A 15521-nucleotide genomic window follows, 5' to 3' on the forward strand; every position below is an offset into this window, starting at 1 on the left:
GAGGCGCGGCTACGGCGCCAGCTTGGTCACTTTCTGCCCGGCCTCGCTGGTGAAGACGAAGCCGGATATGCCAGCCTTGCCCAGCGTGTTCACAAAGGCCTGGGCCTCTGCGCCGGTCTTGAACGGACCGGCGAGCACGCGGTTGGTGGCGCGCAGCGGCGTCGTCCACGCGCTCCTGCCCTTCATCGCTGCCGGCGCCTTCGCGACTACGCCCTTCCAGGCCTTGGCGAGCGAATCCTCATTGGCACCGCCCGCCACCTGCACCCAGATGCGGCTGGGATCGGTCTTGGCCGGATCCGGCTTCTTGGGCTCAGGCTTCTTCGCGGCCGCCTTGGGATCCAGCTTGCCCTTCCTGGAGTCCTCGGGCGCCGTCTTGTCTTTCGGGCCCGGTTTCTTCGGATCCGGCTTGATCGCGACCGGATCGGGCTTCGGCCTGGCCGCGACGGCCTCCGGTTTCGGCTTGAGCGGCGCGACGGGTTTGGCTTCCGCGACGCGTACCGGCTCGGCGGCCGGTGCTTCCACCGGCTCGGTCGGCGTTGCCGTGACGGCGGCGAGTTCGTCGGCGGGGATCGTGATGCCGCCGACGATCGCGGCGAGCACCGAGTCTTCCTGCCCTATCTTGGCCGGTCCCGGGGGAGTCGGCTCGGGTTTCGGCGCCGGGCGCACCGGCTGCACCACCGGCTCGGCGCGCGCGAGCGTGACAGGCGCCGGAGGCGGAGCTGGCGTCGGCGCCGGCTCCACGCGCGCGGGAGCGGCGGGTGCGGGTGCCGGAACGGAAGCGAGGCGCACCGGTGCAGGCGAAGGTGCCGGACGCACCGGCGCCGGACGCTCCGCTGCTTCCGCCGGCTCCTCCTCGCGCTTCGGCGCCGGGATCGGCTGCACGATCGGCGTGGGCGGCGCCACGAAGCGCGGAGGCGGCGGAAGACTGTCGTCGGGAGCAGGCTGCGGCACCGGCGCCGCAGCCGGACGCGCCACGGCGATGGCCGCGAGTTTCTCGTCGCGCTCACGGTCCCGGCGCGAGCGGCGATCCCTGGCCTTCGGTTCCGGCGCTGCAGCCGGCGCCGGCTGGGCGGCCGCCAATTGCACCGGCCGCACCGCGGGCACGTAGCGCGGCAGCTCCGGTGCCGTCCGCGCATCGGCAAGCCGCGCCTGGGTGGGCGAGAGCTCACCGAAATGCACCGCGAAGGCGCGGTCGGCCGGCCCCAGGCCGGCGAGGCGACGGAAGAACGGCGAGAGCGCCTGCCCCATCGTGCCCGGCATCATGCTGGACGCGATCTTCTCCGCCCCCGCCGTGTCGCCGTTCATCGCCAGGATGAAGGCCCGTGCGCGCCAGGCCGCGCGATCGCTGCGGCGAAGCAGCGGATCGAGCGTGCGCATCGCCTCGTCCTTGTCGCCGGTGATGCCGAGCGAAAGCGCATAGCGGCGGAGCGTTTCGGCATCGTCATGGTCACGCGACAGCGCCAGCTTATAGTCGCGCTGGGCAAGGGCCGGCTGGCCGAGCAGATCATAGGCAAAGCCGCGATCGGCGGCATATTCGCGAGGATCGAGCCCGCGCGCTTCCGCCGCCTGGAACAGGTGCAGCGCCTCGCCGGGCCGTTCCAGTCGCACCAGCACCATGGCGCGGCCCGCGGAAATGCGCGGATCAGCGGGGCTGAGCGTCTCGGCGCGCTGGAAGAAGGCGAGCGCCGCGGACGTATCGCCCAGGCGCGCGCTGGTCATCCCCGCATCGAGCAACGTGCGCAGGTCGCGCGGATCGCTGGCGAGCATGCGGATGTCATTGGCCAGCCGGTCCGCATCGGGATTGGGCTGGGCGACGACCTCGGTCTGAGCATAGGCCGGTCCAGCCTGCGCGACGGCCAGCGCAAGTGCCGCGGCACCGATGAAACGAATCCGGTCCATGTCCCCGCCAGCCTGCGCCTTGTTGCGCTGAACCGCCGATTACGGCGCCGGCTCGGCTCGCCGAAGCGAGGCCGGCCGGCGACGAATGGCCTATTGGTTGTTCTGGCTGCGCAGGAAGCGCGGAATGTCGAGCGGATCCTTGTCGTCGTCGTCCGACTTGGATGCACCGCGCGAAGCCATGGCCATACGCTCGAACAGCGTACCGCCACTCTTCTTCGCCGGCTTCTCGGCCGGAATCGAGGGCGCGGCTTCCTCTTCGTCGCCGCCGGTCAGCCAGCGGCGGCGCGTGGTCGGCGCCGATGCCGGTTCGTCGATGGGAACCCGCGGAGCTTCGGGCACCAGGCTCTCGGCGCCAAGCACCAGCTCGTCCTCGTCGCCGTCCTTGCCATCATCGACCCAGCTCGCCTGCACGGGCGCGACCGGCTGCGGTTCGGGCTCATAGGCCTGGGGAATGGGCGGCGAGAGCGGTGCCGGTTCGGCCGCCACTTCCGGCGCATGCACCTCGGGTACCGGCGGCTCGAGCGGAGCTTCCTCCGCCACCGGCTCGACCGCAACGGGAGCCGGCTCGGCGGCCGTGGTACGGCGCGGCGTGGAGAAGGAGAAGACGCGCGGCTGCTCGGCGGCGCGCGGCGCGGCCATTGGCTGCGCATCGGCATCGATGCCGGTCGCGACGACCGAGACGCGGATCTTGCCCTCGAGCTCCGGATTGAAGGCCGAACCCCAGATGATGTTCGCGTCGGGATCGACCAGCTCGCGGATATGATTCGCGGCTTCGTCGACTTCGAGCAGGCGCATGTCCTCGCCGCCGGTGATCGAGACGATCACGCCCTTGGCGCCGTTCATCGACACGCCGTCCAGCAGCGGATTGGCGATCGCCTTCTGCGCGGCGATGAGCGCGCGGTCGTCGCCCTCGGCCTCGCCGGTGCCCATCATCGCCTTGCCCATCTCCTGCATCACCGAACGGACGTCGGCGAAGTCGAGGTTGATGAGACCCGGCATGACCATCAGGTCGGTGATGCCGCGCACGCCCTGCTGCAGCACCTCGTCGGCCATCTCGAACGCTTCCTTGAAGGTCGTGTTCGCATTGGCGATCAGGAACAGATTCTGGTTCGGAATGACGATCAGGGTATCGACGTACTTCTGCAGCTCGTTGATGCCCGCTTCGGCCGAGGCAGCACGGCGCTTGCCCTCGAAGGCAAACGGCCGCGTGACCACGCCCACCGTCAGGATGCCCATGTCGCGCGCCGCCTTGGCGATGACGGGCGCCGCACCGGTGCCGGTGCCGCCGCCCATGCCGGCGGCGATGAACACCATGTGCGCGCCCTCGAGCGCCTTCTGGACGTTGTCGATCGTCTCCTCGGCGGCGGCGCGGCCGATCTCGGGCCGCGAACCCGCGCCCAGACCCTGGGTGATCTTGGTGCCCAGCTGGATGCGATGGCCCGCGCTCGACTGCTTGAGCGCCTGCGCATCGGTGTTGGCGACGATGAAGTCGACGCCCTGCACGTCGGCGCGGATCATGTTCGCGATCGCGTTGCCGCCCGCGCCGCCCACACCGACGACGGTGATCTTCGGAGTCAGCTCGTCCACATCGGGCGGAAGGAAATCGATACTCATCGCCTTGGTCTCCCTGCGCCCGGGTGGCTGTCACAGGCGCGTAATCTGGCCCCGTTCTGCACGAACGCGGAGAGCGACTCTAGAGGGAACGCGAAGTTACCAACGCATTTCTTCTAATAATTTGCCCGGAATGCCGCGATCAGCCGCTGGATCAGGGCTCCGGGGTTGGTTCTGGTCACCATCTGGTGGTTCGGTTCGAGCGCGCGCAGGTCGATCGGATTGGCGGCGGCGAAGCGCGCCAGCCCCGCCAAGGTGGCGAAGGCGGGTCCCGCATGCGCCTCGGGCAGCGCCATCAGCCCCTTGGGCCGGCCGACGCGCACCGCGCTGCCGAGGAACTGCTGCGCATAGTCCGCCACGCCCTTCAGCTCGGCACCGCCGCCGGTCAGGACGATCTGGCGGCCGGCGGGATCCTCGAACGAGAGCTTCTTCAACTCCTTCTGGATTTCCCCCATCAGCCGCTCCAGCCGCTTGCGGATGATCGCGTTGAGCTGCGCCTTGGTAATGCGCGGCCCTTCCGCGCCGTCGTCCGGGATCGCCGGCACCACGTCGATCATCTCGTGATTGTCGCGCGGAGAGAGGTTCGCCGATCCGTGGAAGCATTTGGTACGCTCCGCCCAGGCGCGCGCGGTGCCGAAGGAGGAGGCGATGTCGTCGGTGATGTCGGCCGAGCCCATCGGAATCGAGGCGAGGCCCGAGAGCACGCCCTGCGAGAAGACCGAGACGTTGGTCACGCCCGCGCCGATCTCGACCAGCGCGACGCCCAGCTCGCGCTCTTCGTCGGTGAGGCAGGCCAGCCCGGTGGCGACCGGCGCGGCGATGATCGAGCGCACCTCCAGATGTGCCGAGCGGACACAGTGATCGAGGTTGCGCACCGGCGCCCCGTCGGTGGCGACGACATGGATGTCGACGCCCAGCCGCTCGGCATGCAGCCCCAGCGGACGGCGCACGCCGGCGAGCCCGTCCACCGTATAGCGGGTCGGCTGGGCATGGAGCACCATCTTGCCCTGCGGATCGATCGCGTCGCGGCCGGCACGGAGCAGCTCGTCGATGTCGTTCTGCTCGATGCGGTGGCCGCCCAGATCGGATTCCAGCCGCACGATGTCCGAGATCAGCCCGCCCGCGGAAAAGCTGACCCAGACGTCCTCGATGTTCTGCCCGGCGATGCGCTCCGCCTGTTCGACGGCCTCGCGGATCGCCAGTTCGGTCGCGTGCATGTCGGCGACATAGCCGCGCTTGACGCCGCGGCTCTCGCGCTGGCCGGTGCCGAGCACCACCAGCGAGCCATCGTCCGCCTTCTGCGCGATCAGCGCCGAGACCTTGGACGAGCCCACGTCCAGCGCCGTGATCAGTCCTTCCGGTGCAGCCTTCGCCATTTGCCCCTCATTCCAAAAACGCCAACTCCCGATTCAGCTTATGAATCAGTATTTTCCCCGGATGGCAACTAGGGTGTTCATCATAATCCCGTCGCTGCCGGCACGCCGATCGCGGCCGGCCGGCGGACGACCAGATTGTCGGGATCGCGCATGTCGAACCCCAGATTGCCGCGGCCGAGCAGACGATATGCCCCGTCCTTCTCGGCAAAGGTCTTCAGCGCGTCCCGCGCCTCCTTCTCGCCCTCGGGCAGCTGCAGCTTCTCGCCGGTGTCGAAGATGATGTCCCAGCGCCGGTTGCCCACCCAGGTCGCCGCGCGGACGAGCGGCTTGAGCGCCGGCGCGCTGTCCATCAGGTCGCGGCGCGCCGGCTCCTGCGCATTGGCGCCGTCGCCGACCAGCAGCGGCAGGTCGGGCATCGCCTCGCGCGAGACCGGCTCCAGCGGCACGCCTGCGGGATCGATCAGCATCAGCTGGCCATGGTTCTGCCAGATCGCCGCGGGCTCGCGCTCGACGATGTCGATCAGCAGCTTGTCGGGCAGACGGCGCGAGACGCGCGCATCCTTGATCCAGGGATAGGCAAGCAGCCGGGCGCGCACATCGGCGAGGTTCACCAGCGGCATGGCCCGCGCATTCTGGTCGAGCACCTGCTGGTACACGGTCATGCGGTTCATCCGCTTGAGCCCGTTGATCTGGATCGTGTCGACGCGCAGCCCCGCCTCGCCCACTGCCTGGGCGGCGCCGGTGCCGACGGCCTGCGGCACGCCGAACCAGGTCGCGACCGTGATCAGTCCGATCGAGAACATGCCCACGATGCCCCAGGTGGCGATGCGAGTCAGCGTCGCCTGGCTGAACGGCAGCGCGGCGAGCGCCTGGTCCATCAGCCCGGGCTGCTTCTTGCGTGCGACCTGCTTGCGCTTCTGTGCCGGCTTCGCGCCGCGACGGGTGGCCGTCCGCCTGGCGGGTGCGCGGCTCATCCCGTACAGGCCTCGCCCATCGCCTCGTCGACGATGCGCTGGCACAGCTGCGGATAGGAGATGCCGAGATGCCTCGCCTGCTCGGGCACCAGGCTCAGCGGCGTCATGCCCGGCTGGGTGTTCACTTCGAGCAGGAACAGCCCCTCGACGCCCTGGCTGTCGTCCCAGCGGAAGTCCGAGCGCGACGTGCCCTTGCAGCCGAGCAGCCTGTGCGCCTCGAGCGCGATGCGCCGACAGGCATCGGCGATGTCGTCGGGGATCTCGGCCGGGCAGACATGCTCGGTCAGCCCGTCGGTATATTTGGCGTCGTAATCGTAGAAGCCGCTCTTGGGCTTCAATTCCGTCACCCCCAGCGCCTCGTCGCCCAGCACTGCCGTGGTCAGTTCGCGGCCGCGGATGAAGGGCTCGGCGAGCAGCTCGTCGAATTCCTGCCACGGACCCATCGCGTCGGCGGAGATCGGGTTGCCGTAATTGCCTTCCTGGGTGACGATCGCCACGCCCACCGACGAGCCTTCGTTGACCGGCTTCAGGACATAAGGTCGCGGCAGCGGATCGGCGCGGTGCAGCTCCTCCGTCTTCACCATCCGCCCGCCCGGCATCGGGATGCCGTGCGGCACCAGCGCCTGCTTGGTCAGCTGCTTGTCGATCGCGATCACCGAAGTGACCAGTCCCGAATGCGTGTAGCGCACGCCCATCAGGTCGAGCATGCCCTGCACGGTGCCGTCCTCGCCGGGGGTGCCGTGCAGCGCGTTGAACACGACGTCCGGCCGTGCTTCGGCGATCTTCAGGGCAACGTCGCGATCCATGTCGATGCGCGTCACCTTGTGGCCCAGGCTCTCCAGCGCCTCCGCGATGCCCGCGCCGGACATCAGCGAGACTTCGCGCTCGGCCGACCAGCCACCCATCAGAACCGCGACGTGCAACGCCTTCACTTGCAAACCCCTATGCGTTCTTGTCAGCGTCGTCGGCAGCCATGCCGTCGCGCTTGGTTTCTTCGTCCGCGCCGTCGGCATACAGGCCCACGCGCTGGATTTCCCATTCCAGCTCGACCCCCGACTGCGCCTGCACCCGGGCGCGGACTTCCTCGCCCAGCGCTTCGATGTCGGCTGCGGAAGCATTGCCCAGATTTAGCAGGAAATTGCAGTGTTTTTCGCTGACCTGCGCGTCGCCGCGACGAAGTCCGCGACAACCGGCCGCATCGACCAGCGCCCAGGCACTATGGCCTTGCGGATTCTTGAAGGTCGAGCCGCCGGTGCGCGACCTAAGTGGCTGGGAAGCTTCGCGTTCCGCCGCGATCCGGTCCATCTCGGCGCCAATCGCCGCCTTGTCGCCGGGGGTGCCCTCGAACAGCGCCTCCACCACCACGGCGCCCGCCGGCAGCTCGGAGTGGCGATAGGTGTAGCCCAGTTTCGCCGCCGGCCAGGTCTGAACCGTCCCGTTTCGAGTCACCAGCGTGACTTCGACCAGAATATCGCTGGTGTCGCGACCATAGGCGCCCGCGTTCATCCGCACCGCGCCGCCCACCGTGCCCGGAATCCCGCGCAGGAACTCCAGGCCGGCGATGCCGGCGTCGCGCGCTGCGCTCGCCACGGTGATCCCCATCGCCGCGCCACCCGCGCGCACGCGCCAGGAACCTTCCCTGGTGCCGGGCTCGACGGTCACTTTCGCCATCGCCTTGGGCAGCCGCACGACCACGCCCGGCACGCCGCCGTCGCGCACGATCAGGTTCGAGCCGACGCCCACCGGCAGCACCGGCACATCGGGATCGAGCCCCGCCAGGAACGCCGCGAGGCTCTGTACATCGTCAGGGCGAACCAGCCATTCGGCCGGGCCGCCGGTGCGGAACCAGATGAAGTCGGCCAGGCTGCCGCGATGCTCGATCGTGCCGCGCAGCGGAGGCAGCGCGGTGCAGGGTGCGCTCACTTCCAGCCCCACATGCCGGACCATTGCTTCCAGATGGCGAGATTGGCCTCGGCGGCCTTCTGCCCGGCCTGCTGGAGCTTCATCACGTCGCGCCCGGCATCGAGCATCTTCCGCGCGGCATCCATCTGCGCCTGTTGCGCCTTGAGCAGGTCGCGCTGCATCTCGACACCCAGGGTCAGCCAGTCCTTCACGCCCGCGCCTCCTCGATCGCGCCGGCCAGGTTCGCGGCCCATTTCGTGATGTCGCCCGCACCCAGGCAGATCACCATGTCCCGGGGCTGGATCACGCCGGCGAGCGTGCGCGCCAGCATATCCTCGCTCTCGATCGCGGCGACCGCACGATGCCCGCGCCGCTGTACATTCTCCACCAGCGCTTCCGAACTGACGCCCTCCAGCGGCAGCTCGCCCGCCGCATAGACCGGCGTGACATAGACCATGTCGGCATCGTTGAAGGCCTGGGCGAACTCGTCCATCAGGTTCTTCAGGCGCGTGAAGCGGTGCGGCTGGACCACTGCGATCACCCTGCCCTCCGCGCTCTCGCGCGCCGCGGCCAGCACCGCGCGGATCTCGACCGGATGGTGGCCGTAATCGTCGATGATCGTGGTCCCGCCGATCTCGCCCACCTTGGTGAAGCGCCGCTTGACCCCGCCGAACTTGGCGAAGCCCTGCTGGATCGTCGCGTCGGGAATGCCGAGCTCCAGCGCCACGCCAATCGCGGCGAGCGCGTTCTGGACATTGTGGCGGCCCGGCATCGGCAGCTCGATGCCTTCGATCGAACGGGTGGTGCCGTCGCGGTGGCGGATGATCGCCTCGAAGCGGTTGCCGCCATGATGCGGCACGACATTGACGCCGCGCACGTCTGCCGAAGCCGCGAAGCCGTATGTCACGATCCGGCGATCGCGCACGCGCGGGATAATCGCCTGCACTTCGGGATGATCGAGACACAGCAGCGCCGCGCCGTAGAAGGGCACGTTCTCGACGAACTCGACGAACGCGTCCTTCACTGCGTCGAACGAGCCATAATGGTCGAGATGCTCGGGGTCGATGTTGGTGACGATGGCATAGGTGCCGTCGAGCCGCAGGAAGCTGCCGTCGCTCTCATCGGCCTCGACCACCATCCACTCGCTGTCGCCCAGCCGCGCGTTCGAGCCATATTGGTTGATGATGCCGCCGTTGATCACGGTCGGGTCCACCCCGCCCGCGTCAAGCAGGGCCGCGACCATCGAGGTCGTCGTCGTCTTGCCGTGCGTGCCCGCGACCGCGACGGTGGACTTGAGCCGCATCAGCTCGGCGAGCATCTCCGCCCGGCGCACCACGGGGATACGGCGCTGATAGGCCGCCTCGACCTCGGGATTGGTGCGCACGATCGCGGTGGAGACCACCACCACCGCGGCGTCGCCCAGATTCTCCGCATCATGGCCGATCGTCACCGGGATGCCCCGGCTGCGCAGCCCTTGCACGACATAGCCCTCGGCCACGTCCGAACCCTGCACCGAATAGCCGAGATTGTGCATCACCTCGGCAATGCCGGACATGCCGATGCCGCCGATGCCGACGAAATGGATGGTACCGATATCGGTTGCGACGCCCTTCATGCGCCAAACTCACTCATGCGAAAGCGGGCCTTCCCTGCATTGCGATGCGCTGGCCCTTGATCGGAGCCTCGGGCGCATCGATGGATTCGACGAGATCGGCAAGGTCGCGCGTGGCGTTGGGACGGCCCACGCTGCGCGCCCGCGCCGCTGCATTCTCAAGCCCGACCGTGTCGAGCCCGAGCTTCTGGATCTGCTTGGCGAGCTCCGCCGCGGTGAAGGCACGCTGCTGGATCGTGCGCGCGCCACCCGCCGCCGTGATCTCGCGCGCATTCGCCGTCTGATGGTCGTCGGTGGCCGTCGGCAACGGCACGAGGATCGCCGGGCGGCCCGCCGCGGTCAGCTCGGCGATCGTGGAAGCGCCGGCACGCGCGATCACGATATGCGCCCAGGCCAGCGCCTCCGGCATGTCGGTGATATAGGTGGAGACATCGGCCGGGATGCCATGGTTCTGGTATTTCGCCCGCACGGTCTCGATATCCTCGACGCGTGCCTGGTGCGTCACCTGCAGGCGGCGGCGGAAATGCACCGGGAGCAAGGCCAGCCCGTCGGGCACCACCTGGCTCAGCACGGTCGCGCCCTGGCTGCCGCCGGTGACGAGCACGCGGAAGATGCCGTCCTCCTCGAGCAGCGGATAGGGACGGTCGCGCAGGTTCAGCACGGCTTCGCGCACCGGATTGCCGACGAGATGGGCCTTGGCCTGCCAGCCCGGCTTCAACCGGTCGACCTGATCATAGGAAGTGGCGATCGCATCGACGCGGCCCGCGACGAAGCGGTTGACGCGGCCGAGCACGGCATTCTGCTCGTGGATTACGGTCGGCACGCCCGCGCGGAACGCGGCCAGCAGCGCGGGCAGCGCCGGATAGCCGCCGAAGCCGATCACCGCTGCGGGCTGGATTTCCTTGTAGAGCCGCAGCGCCATCGAGCGGCCGGCCATGATCTTGCTGGCGGCGCGCAGATAGCCGAGCGGACCTCCGCCCAGCCGGCCGGCCGGCAGCACATGCGTCTCGACACCCTCGAACAGCCCCGGGAAGCGCACGCCGCGATCGTCGCTCACCAGCGCGACGTGATGGCCCCGCTCGGCCAGCTCCGCCGCCAGCGCGGCCGCGGGCACCATGTGCCCGCCGGTGCCGCCGGCTGCGAGGACATAGCTTCGGGACTGAGTCATGCGTTGGTGCTCCAGCGGCCGGTATAGGGCGAGCGCTTCAGATACGGGTTTCGGCGCGTGAAGGCGAGCAGCAACCCATAGCCGATCGCCAATGCGATCATCGACGACCCGCCATAGGAAATGAAGGGCAGCGTCATGCCCTTGGACGGGGCGATGCCGGTGTTCACCGCCATGTTGATCAGCGACTGCACGCCGAACTGCGCCGCCAGACCGGCAGCGGCGAGCAGGCGGAAGGCGTCTTCCTCGTCGAGCAGCTTCATCAGGACGCGGATCACGATGGCGAGATAGAGGGACACGATCACCGCACAGGCAATCAGCCCGAACTCCTCGCCGATGACCGAGAAGATATAGTCGGTATGGCCCTCGGGCAGCTTGAACTTCATCATCCCGTTGCCCGGCCCGCGCCCGAGCAGCCCGCCGGCGGTGAGCGTATTGTGCGCCATCTCCACCTGGTAGCGCTCGGCGAGCGCGGCGTCCTTGGTGGGGAACAGGAAATTGTCGATACGGGTACGGGCGGTGCCGTAGAACAGATAGGCCGCGATCACGCCCGCCACGGCAGTGCCGAACAGCCCGGCGATCGCCGCCGGCGAGATGCCCGAGATCATCAGCAGGATGATCCAGACGCTGCCGAACACGATCGTCTGGCCGAAATCGGGCTGGAGCATCAGCAGCACGCCGATCAGCGCGGTGAGCGCGCCGGTGACGAACAGCACGGGCAGCTGCGGATCCTTGGCGCGGAAGCTGAGCATCCAGGCGGTGGAGACGATGAAGAGCGGCTTCAGGAACTCGGACGGCTGGAACTCGGCCAGCCCCACCCCGATCCAGCGCTTGGCGCCGTTCACCTCGTGGCCGATCACGGGCACCAGGGCGAGGCAGACGAGGAAGATCCCCGCCCCGATCAGCGCCAGCCGCCGCGCCAGCGTGACCGGCAGCATCGAGACCGCGATCAATACCGGCACGCTGATGCATACCCAGATCAGCTGACGCCAGAAATAATACATCGGCGCCATGATGTGCGTGGCGTCGGAATAGCGGCGCGCCGTGGCGGGCGACGCCGCGGCGACCGCGACCAGTCCGATCGCGATCAGCAGCAGCGCCAGCGTGAGCAGCACGCGATCGACTTCCCAGAACCACATGCCCGCGCGCGTCTTGCTCGCACGGCCGAGCTGTTGCTGGACGCGACGGCGAACCTCGCTTCCAGCTTCCGGCACTTCGACGGTTTCGTTCATCCCAGCGCCTCCACCGCGTCGCGGAAGGCCTGGCCCCGGGCTTCGTAATCCCTGAACTGGTCGAACGATGCGCAGGCCGGGGAGAGCAGCACCACGTCGCCCGGCTGGGCATGGGCGGCGGCGCTCTTCACCGCGACGTCCAGCGTGCCCGATCGCTCGACCGGCATCTCGCCTTCGAGCAGCCTGGCGAACATCTCGCCGGCGTCGCCGATCGTATAGGCCTTCACGACATGCGGAAAGCCGGGGCGGCAGGCATCGAGGTCGTCGGTCTTGGCCTTACCGCCCAGGATCCAGTGGATCCTCGGATAGGCGGAGAGCGCCGGCGCGGTGGAATCTGCGTTGGTAGCCTTGCTGTCGTTGACGAACAGCACGCCGTTCCGGGTCTTCACCCGCTCCATGCGGTGCGGCAGGCCGGGGAAGCTCTCCAGCCCCCGGTCGATCGCTTCGCGGTCGATGCCGAGCGCCCGGCACGCGGCTATCGCGGCGAGCGCGTTCTGCGCGTTGTGCGGCCCTTGCAGCGCCGGCCAGCGCGACTGGTCCAGGCAGGCGCCCGGCGCGATCCTGGTCAGGTCCTCACCACGGCCCGACGCCGCGACTTCGCGCGCGATCGCCGCCGATGGCTCGTCGCCGATGCCGATGATCGCGGCGTGCCTCCTGGACTGCATCGCGAACAACCGCGCCTTGGAAGCGGCATAGGCCTCGAAGCCGTCATACCGGTCGAGATGGTCGGGCGTGATGTTGAGCAGCACCGCGACGTCGCAGTCGAGGCTGTGGGTCAGGTCGATCTGATAGCTGCTGAGCTCCAGCACATAGACGCCGCCCTCGGGCAGCGGGTCCTGCCCCAGGATCGGCAGCCCGATATTGCCGCCGAGCCGGGCGGGTATGCCGGCGGTCTCGAGGATATGGTGGATCAGCGCGGTGGTGGTCGACTTGCCGTTGGTGCCGGTGATGCCGACGACGCGGTGCGGGGGCATTTCCGCGCGCGCCTCGGCGAACAGCTCGATGTCGCCGATGATCGGCACGCCTGCGTTCCGTGCCTTGGCGGCGAGCGGATGCTTGTTGAGAGGCACACCGGGAGAGACGACAAACCCGTCAAATCCATCGAAGTCGAGAGTTTCGAGATCGACCGCTGCAAGACCACCGAATACGGCACGCGCTTCCTCGCGCGTGTCCCAAGCCGTGACTTCCGCCCCACCGGCGATCAGTGCGCGCACGGTTGCGATACCCGAACGCGCCAGCCCAAGCACCGCATAGCGTTTGCCGCGCCAAGTGGTGCTCGTGATCACCGAAGCTTGAGCGTCGCGAGGCCCGCCAGCGCCAGCACGAAGGCGACGATCCAGAAGCGGATCACGACCGTCGGCTCCGACCAGCCGAGCTGCTCGAAATGATGATGGATCGGCGCCATCTTGAAGATGCGCTTGCCGGTGCGCTTGAAGAAGAACACCTGGATGATGACGCTCAGCGCCTCCATCACGAACAGGCCGCCGATGATGCCGAGCACCAGCTCATGGTGCGTGGTGACGGCAATCGTGCCGAGCGCGCCGCCCAGCGCCAGGCTGCCGGTATCGCCCATGAACACCGCCGCCGGCGGCGCATTGAACCACAGGAAGGCCAGCCCCGCCCCCACCATCGCGCCGCAGAAGATCGCCAGGTCGCCCGCGCCGGGCACGTGCGGGATGCCCAGATAGATCGCGTAGATCTTGTTGCCGGCCAGATAGGCGATCAGCATGAACGCCATGCTGGCGATCACCACCGGCATGGTGGCGAGGCCGTCGAGCCCGTCGGTGAGGTTCACTGCATTGCCGAACGCCACGATCACGAAGGCGGCGAAGGCGATGTAGAACCAGCCGATGTCCGGATGGATCCAGCTGAAGAAGGGCACATAGAGCTGGGTGCCGTTCTGCGAGCAGATGATCCAGGCGGCGATGCCCGCGATCAGGAACTCGCCCAGCAGCCGCACCCTGCCCGACACGCCAGCAGTCTTCTGCTTCCGCACCTTGTCGTAATCGTCGAGGAAGCCGATCATCCCGAAGCCGAAAGTGACAAACATGCACGCCCAGACATAGGGATTGCGCAGGTCCATCCACAGCAGCAGCGACAGCATCAGGCTGGTCAGGATCATTAGCCCGCCCATCGTCGGCGTGCCGCGCTTGGCGAGGTGGCTCTGGGGCCCGTCGTCGCGGATCGGCTGCCCCTTGCCCTGGCGGACGCGCAGCCAGCCGATGAACCGGGGCCCGATCACCAGGCCGAGCAGCAGCGCCGTCGCCACCGCCCCGCCGGTGCGGAAGGAAAGGTAGCGGAAGAGGTTGAAGACGCCGGGGAAGCCCAGCAGATCCGCAATCCAGTACAACATCAGGCAGGTGCCCTTTCCGCCAATGCCGCGACCACCGACCCAAGCCGCACGCCGTTCGACCCTTTTATGAGAACCGCGTCTCCCGCCTGGAGCATGTCATCGAGCCTGCCCAGCGCAGTCGCCGCGTCGGGCACATGGACGAAATCGACGCGCCCCTCAAGCGCCTCTGCCAGCGGAATCATCGCTTCGCCGACGAGAATGGCATAATCGACGCCCGCGGCCTCGATCGGGCCCGAAAGCTCGGCGTGGAAAGCCGCCGAATGCACGCCGAGCTCGCGCATTTCACCCAGCACGGCCAGCTTGCGGCCCTTCTCGTGCGCGAGAACCTCCAGCGTCGCCCGCATCGAAGCGGGATTGGCGTTGTAGCTTTCGTCAATCACCAGCGCCTCGCCGCTTCCCGCCGGCACCACGAGCCGGGCGCCGCGGCCCGCCAGCCCGCCCAGCTCCGCAAGCGCGAGGCCCGCCAGCTCGAGATCGCCGCCCACCGCATCGACCGCCGCGAGGATCGCCATCGCGTTCGACACCCAGTGTGTGCCCGGCTGCGACAAGGTGAAGCTCAGCTCGCGCTGGCCGAACCGCGCCGTGACGAAGGTGGCGCCGGTGCGGGTCCGCATCGTCTCGACCGCGCGATAGTCGGCACCTTCCTCCAGGCCGAAAGTGACGATCCTCGCCGCATGGGGCCTGGCAGCTTCGACCAGCCGGTCGCGGTGGCGGCTGTCGAAGGGGATGATCGCCGTGCCGCCCGGCTCCAGCCCCTGGAAAATCTCGCCCTTGGCGTCGGCGATCGCTTCCTCGCTCGCGAAGAAGCCCAGATGCGCCGCCGCGATGGTGGTGACGATGGCGACATGCGGACGCACCAGCCGCGTGAGCGCCGCCAGCTCGCCGGCATGGTTCATGCCCATCTCGAACACGCCGTAGCGCGTCGCGCGCGGCATGCGCGCCAGGCTGAGCGGCACCCCGGTATGGTTGTTGTAGCTCTTGACCGAGCGGTGCGCCTCGCCGGGCGCATTGCGGTCGAGCGCTGCGAACAGCGCTTCCTTGGTACCGGTCTTGCCGGCCGAGCCGGTGACTCCGATCACCTTGCCCGGCATCCGCGCGCGCGCCGCCACGCCCAGCGCGTCGAGCGCCGCAGCGGTATCCGCCACCAGCACATGCGGATGCGGTGTCGGTTCGGAAACGATCGCTCCCGCCGCGCCCTGCGCGAAGGTCTGGTCGAGGAAGCGATGCCCGTCGGTGGTCTCTCCCTTGAGCGCGAGGAACAGATCCCCCTGCCCCACTTCGCGGGAGTCGAACGCCACGCCCGTGGCCTCGAACGCGCCCGAAGCGGTGCCGCCGGTCGCCTCGGCGATCTCCTGGGATGTCCAGAGCCGCATCACCGCGCCCCCGCCGCTCGCGGA

At 68.6% G+C, this 15521-nt stretch carries 13 protein-coding genes; all 13 read right to left on the reverse strand.

Going from position 1 to position 15521, the window contains the following annotated elements:
- Nucleotides 1-9: 9 nt before the first annotated feature.
- The gene (locus FFS08_RS11980) at nt 10-1899 is read right to left on the reverse strand and encodes an SPOR domain-containing protein (protein ID WP_137861223.1); all 1890 of its coding nucleotides are present in this window, start codon (nt 1897-1899) and stop codon (nt 10-12) included.
- Between the two features lie 90 nt (nt 1900-1989).
- Nucleotides 1990-3513 (reverse strand): cell division protein FtsZ, encoded by a 1524-nt coding sequence (gene ftsZ, locus FFS08_RS11985; RefSeq protein ID WP_137861224.1) that lies wholly within the window; start codon nt 3511-3513, stop codon nt 1990-1992.
- Between the two features lie 113 nt (nt 3514-3626).
- Nucleotides 3627-4886: a cell division protein FtsA gene (gene ftsA, locus FFS08_RS11990; RefSeq protein WP_137861225.1), complete on the reverse strand. Its 1260-nt coding sequence runs from the start codon at nt 4884-4886 to the stop codon at nt 3627-3629.
- A gap of 80 nt (nt 4887-4966) precedes the next feature.
- Nucleotides 4967-5860, reverse strand: a complete 894-nt coding sequence (locus FFS08_RS11995) for a cell division protein FtsQ/DivIB (protein WP_137861226.1) — start codon at nt 5858-5860, stop codon at nt 4967-4969.
- The gene (locus FFS08_RS12000; protein ID WP_249340959.1) at nt 5857-6798 is read right to left on the reverse strand and encodes a D-alanine--D-alanine ligase; all 942 of its coding nucleotides are present in this window, start codon (nt 6796-6798) and stop codon (nt 5857-5859) included. Before FFS08_RS12000 ends, FFS08_RS11995 begins: the two co-directional genes overlap by 4 nt.
- A gap of 4 nt (nt 6799-6802) precedes the next feature.
- The gene (gene murB, locus FFS08_RS12005) at nt 6803-7807 is read right to left on the reverse strand and encodes a UDP-N-acetylmuramate dehydrogenase (RefSeq protein WP_171012579.1); all 1005 of its coding nucleotides are present in this window, start codon (nt 7805-7807) and stop codon (nt 6803-6805) included.
- On the reverse strand, nt 7780-7974 hold the full coding sequence (locus FFS08_RS12010) for a hypothetical protein (protein ID WP_137861228.1): 195 nt from the start codon (nt 7972-7974) through the stop codon (nt 7780-7782). The genes murB and FFS08_RS12010 overlap by 28 nt, the downstream gene beginning before the upstream one ends.
- The gene (murC, locus tag FFS08_RS12015; RefSeq protein ID WP_137861229.1) at nt 7971-9377 is read right to left on the reverse strand and encodes a UDP-N-acetylmuramate--L-alanine ligase; all 1407 of its coding nucleotides are present in this window, start codon (nt 9375-9377) and stop codon (nt 7971-7973) included. Before murC ends, FFS08_RS12010 begins: the two co-directional genes overlap by 4 nt.
- Before the next feature lie 13 nt (nt 9378-9390).
- The gene (gene murG, locus FFS08_RS12020; protein ID WP_137861230.1) at nt 9391-10542 is read right to left on the reverse strand and encodes an undecaprenyldiphospho-muramoylpentapeptide beta-N-acetylglucosaminyltransferase; all 1152 of its coding nucleotides are present in this window, start codon (nt 10540-10542) and stop codon (nt 9391-9393) included.
- Nucleotides 10539-11771 (reverse strand): FtsW/RodA/SpoVE family cell cycle protein, encoded by a 1233-nt coding sequence (locus tag FFS08_RS12025; RefSeq protein ID WP_249340960.1) that lies wholly within the window; start codon nt 11769-11771, stop codon nt 10539-10541. Before FFS08_RS12025 ends, murG begins: the two co-directional genes overlap by 4 nt.
- Nucleotides 11768-13057, reverse strand: a complete 1290-nt coding sequence (murD, locus tag FFS08_RS12030) for a UDP-N-acetylmuramoyl-L-alanine--D-glutamate ligase (RefSeq protein WP_137861231.1) — start codon at nt 13055-13057, stop codon at nt 11768-11770. The genes FFS08_RS12025 and murD overlap by 4 nt, the downstream gene beginning before the upstream one ends.
- Nucleotides 13054-14124, reverse strand: coding sequence for a phospho-N-acetylmuramoyl-pentapeptide-transferase (gene mraY / locus FFS08_RS12035; protein ID WP_137861232.1), 1071 nt, complete (start codon nt 14122-14124; stop codon nt 13054-13056). Before mraY ends, murD begins: the two co-directional genes overlap by 4 nt.
- Nucleotides 14124-15497: a UDP-N-acetylmuramoyl-tripeptide--D-alanyl-D-alanine ligase gene (locus FFS08_RS12040; RefSeq protein ID WP_137861233.1), complete on the reverse strand. Its 1374-nt coding sequence runs from the start codon at nt 15495-15497 to the stop codon at nt 14124-14126. The genes mraY and FFS08_RS12040 overlap by 1 nt, the downstream gene beginning before the upstream one ends.
- Nucleotides 15498-15521 lie beyond the last annotated feature (24 nt).

It is taken from the genome of Sphingomonas sp. 1F27F7B (assembly GCF_005503355.1).
Lineage (GTDB): Bacteria > Pseudomonadota > Alphaproteobacteria > Sphingomonadales > Sphingomonadaceae > Sphingomonas.

Bases quoted from the DNA above. Each gene is read 5' to 3' on its own strand.
- FFS08_RS11980 (WP_137861223.1), bottom strand. From the start codon at position 1,899: ATGGACCGGATTCGTTTCATCGGTGCCGCGGCACTTGCGCTGGCCGTC.
- ftsZ (WP_137861224.1), bottom strand. From the start codon at position 3,513: ATGAGTATCGATTTCCTTCCGCCCGATGTGGACGAGCTGACTCCGAAG.
- ftsA (WP_137861225.1), bottom strand. From the start codon at position 4,886: ATGGCGAAGGCTGCACCGGAAGGACTGATCACGGCGCTGGACGTGGGC.
- FFS08_RS11995 (WP_137861226.1), bottom strand. From the start codon at position 5,860: ATGAGCCGCGCACCCGCCAGGCGGACGGCCACCCGTCGCGGCGCGAAG.
- murB (WP_171012579.1), bottom strand. From the start codon at position 7,807: ATGGTCCGGCATGTGGGGCTGGAAGTGAGCGCACCCTGCACCGCGCTG.
- murC (WP_137861229.1), bottom strand. From the start codon at position 9,377: ATGAAGGGCGTCGCAACCGATATCGGTACCATCCATTTCGTCGGCATC.
- murG (WP_137861230.1), bottom strand. From the start codon at position 10,542: ATGACTCAGTCCCGAAGCTATGTCCTCGCAGCCGGCGGCACCGGCGGG.
- FFS08_RS12025 (WP_249340960.1), bottom strand. From the start codon at position 11,771: ATGAACGAAACCGTCGAAGTGCCGGAAGCTGGAAGCGAGGTTCGCCGT.
- mraY (WP_137861232.1), bottom strand. From the start codon at position 14,124: ATGTTGTACTGGATTGCGGATCTGCTGGGCTTCCCCGGCGTCTTCAAC.
- FFS08_RS12040 (WP_137861233.1), bottom strand. From the start codon at position 15,497: ATGCGGCTCTGGACATCCCAGGAGATCGCCGAGGCGACCGGCGGCACC.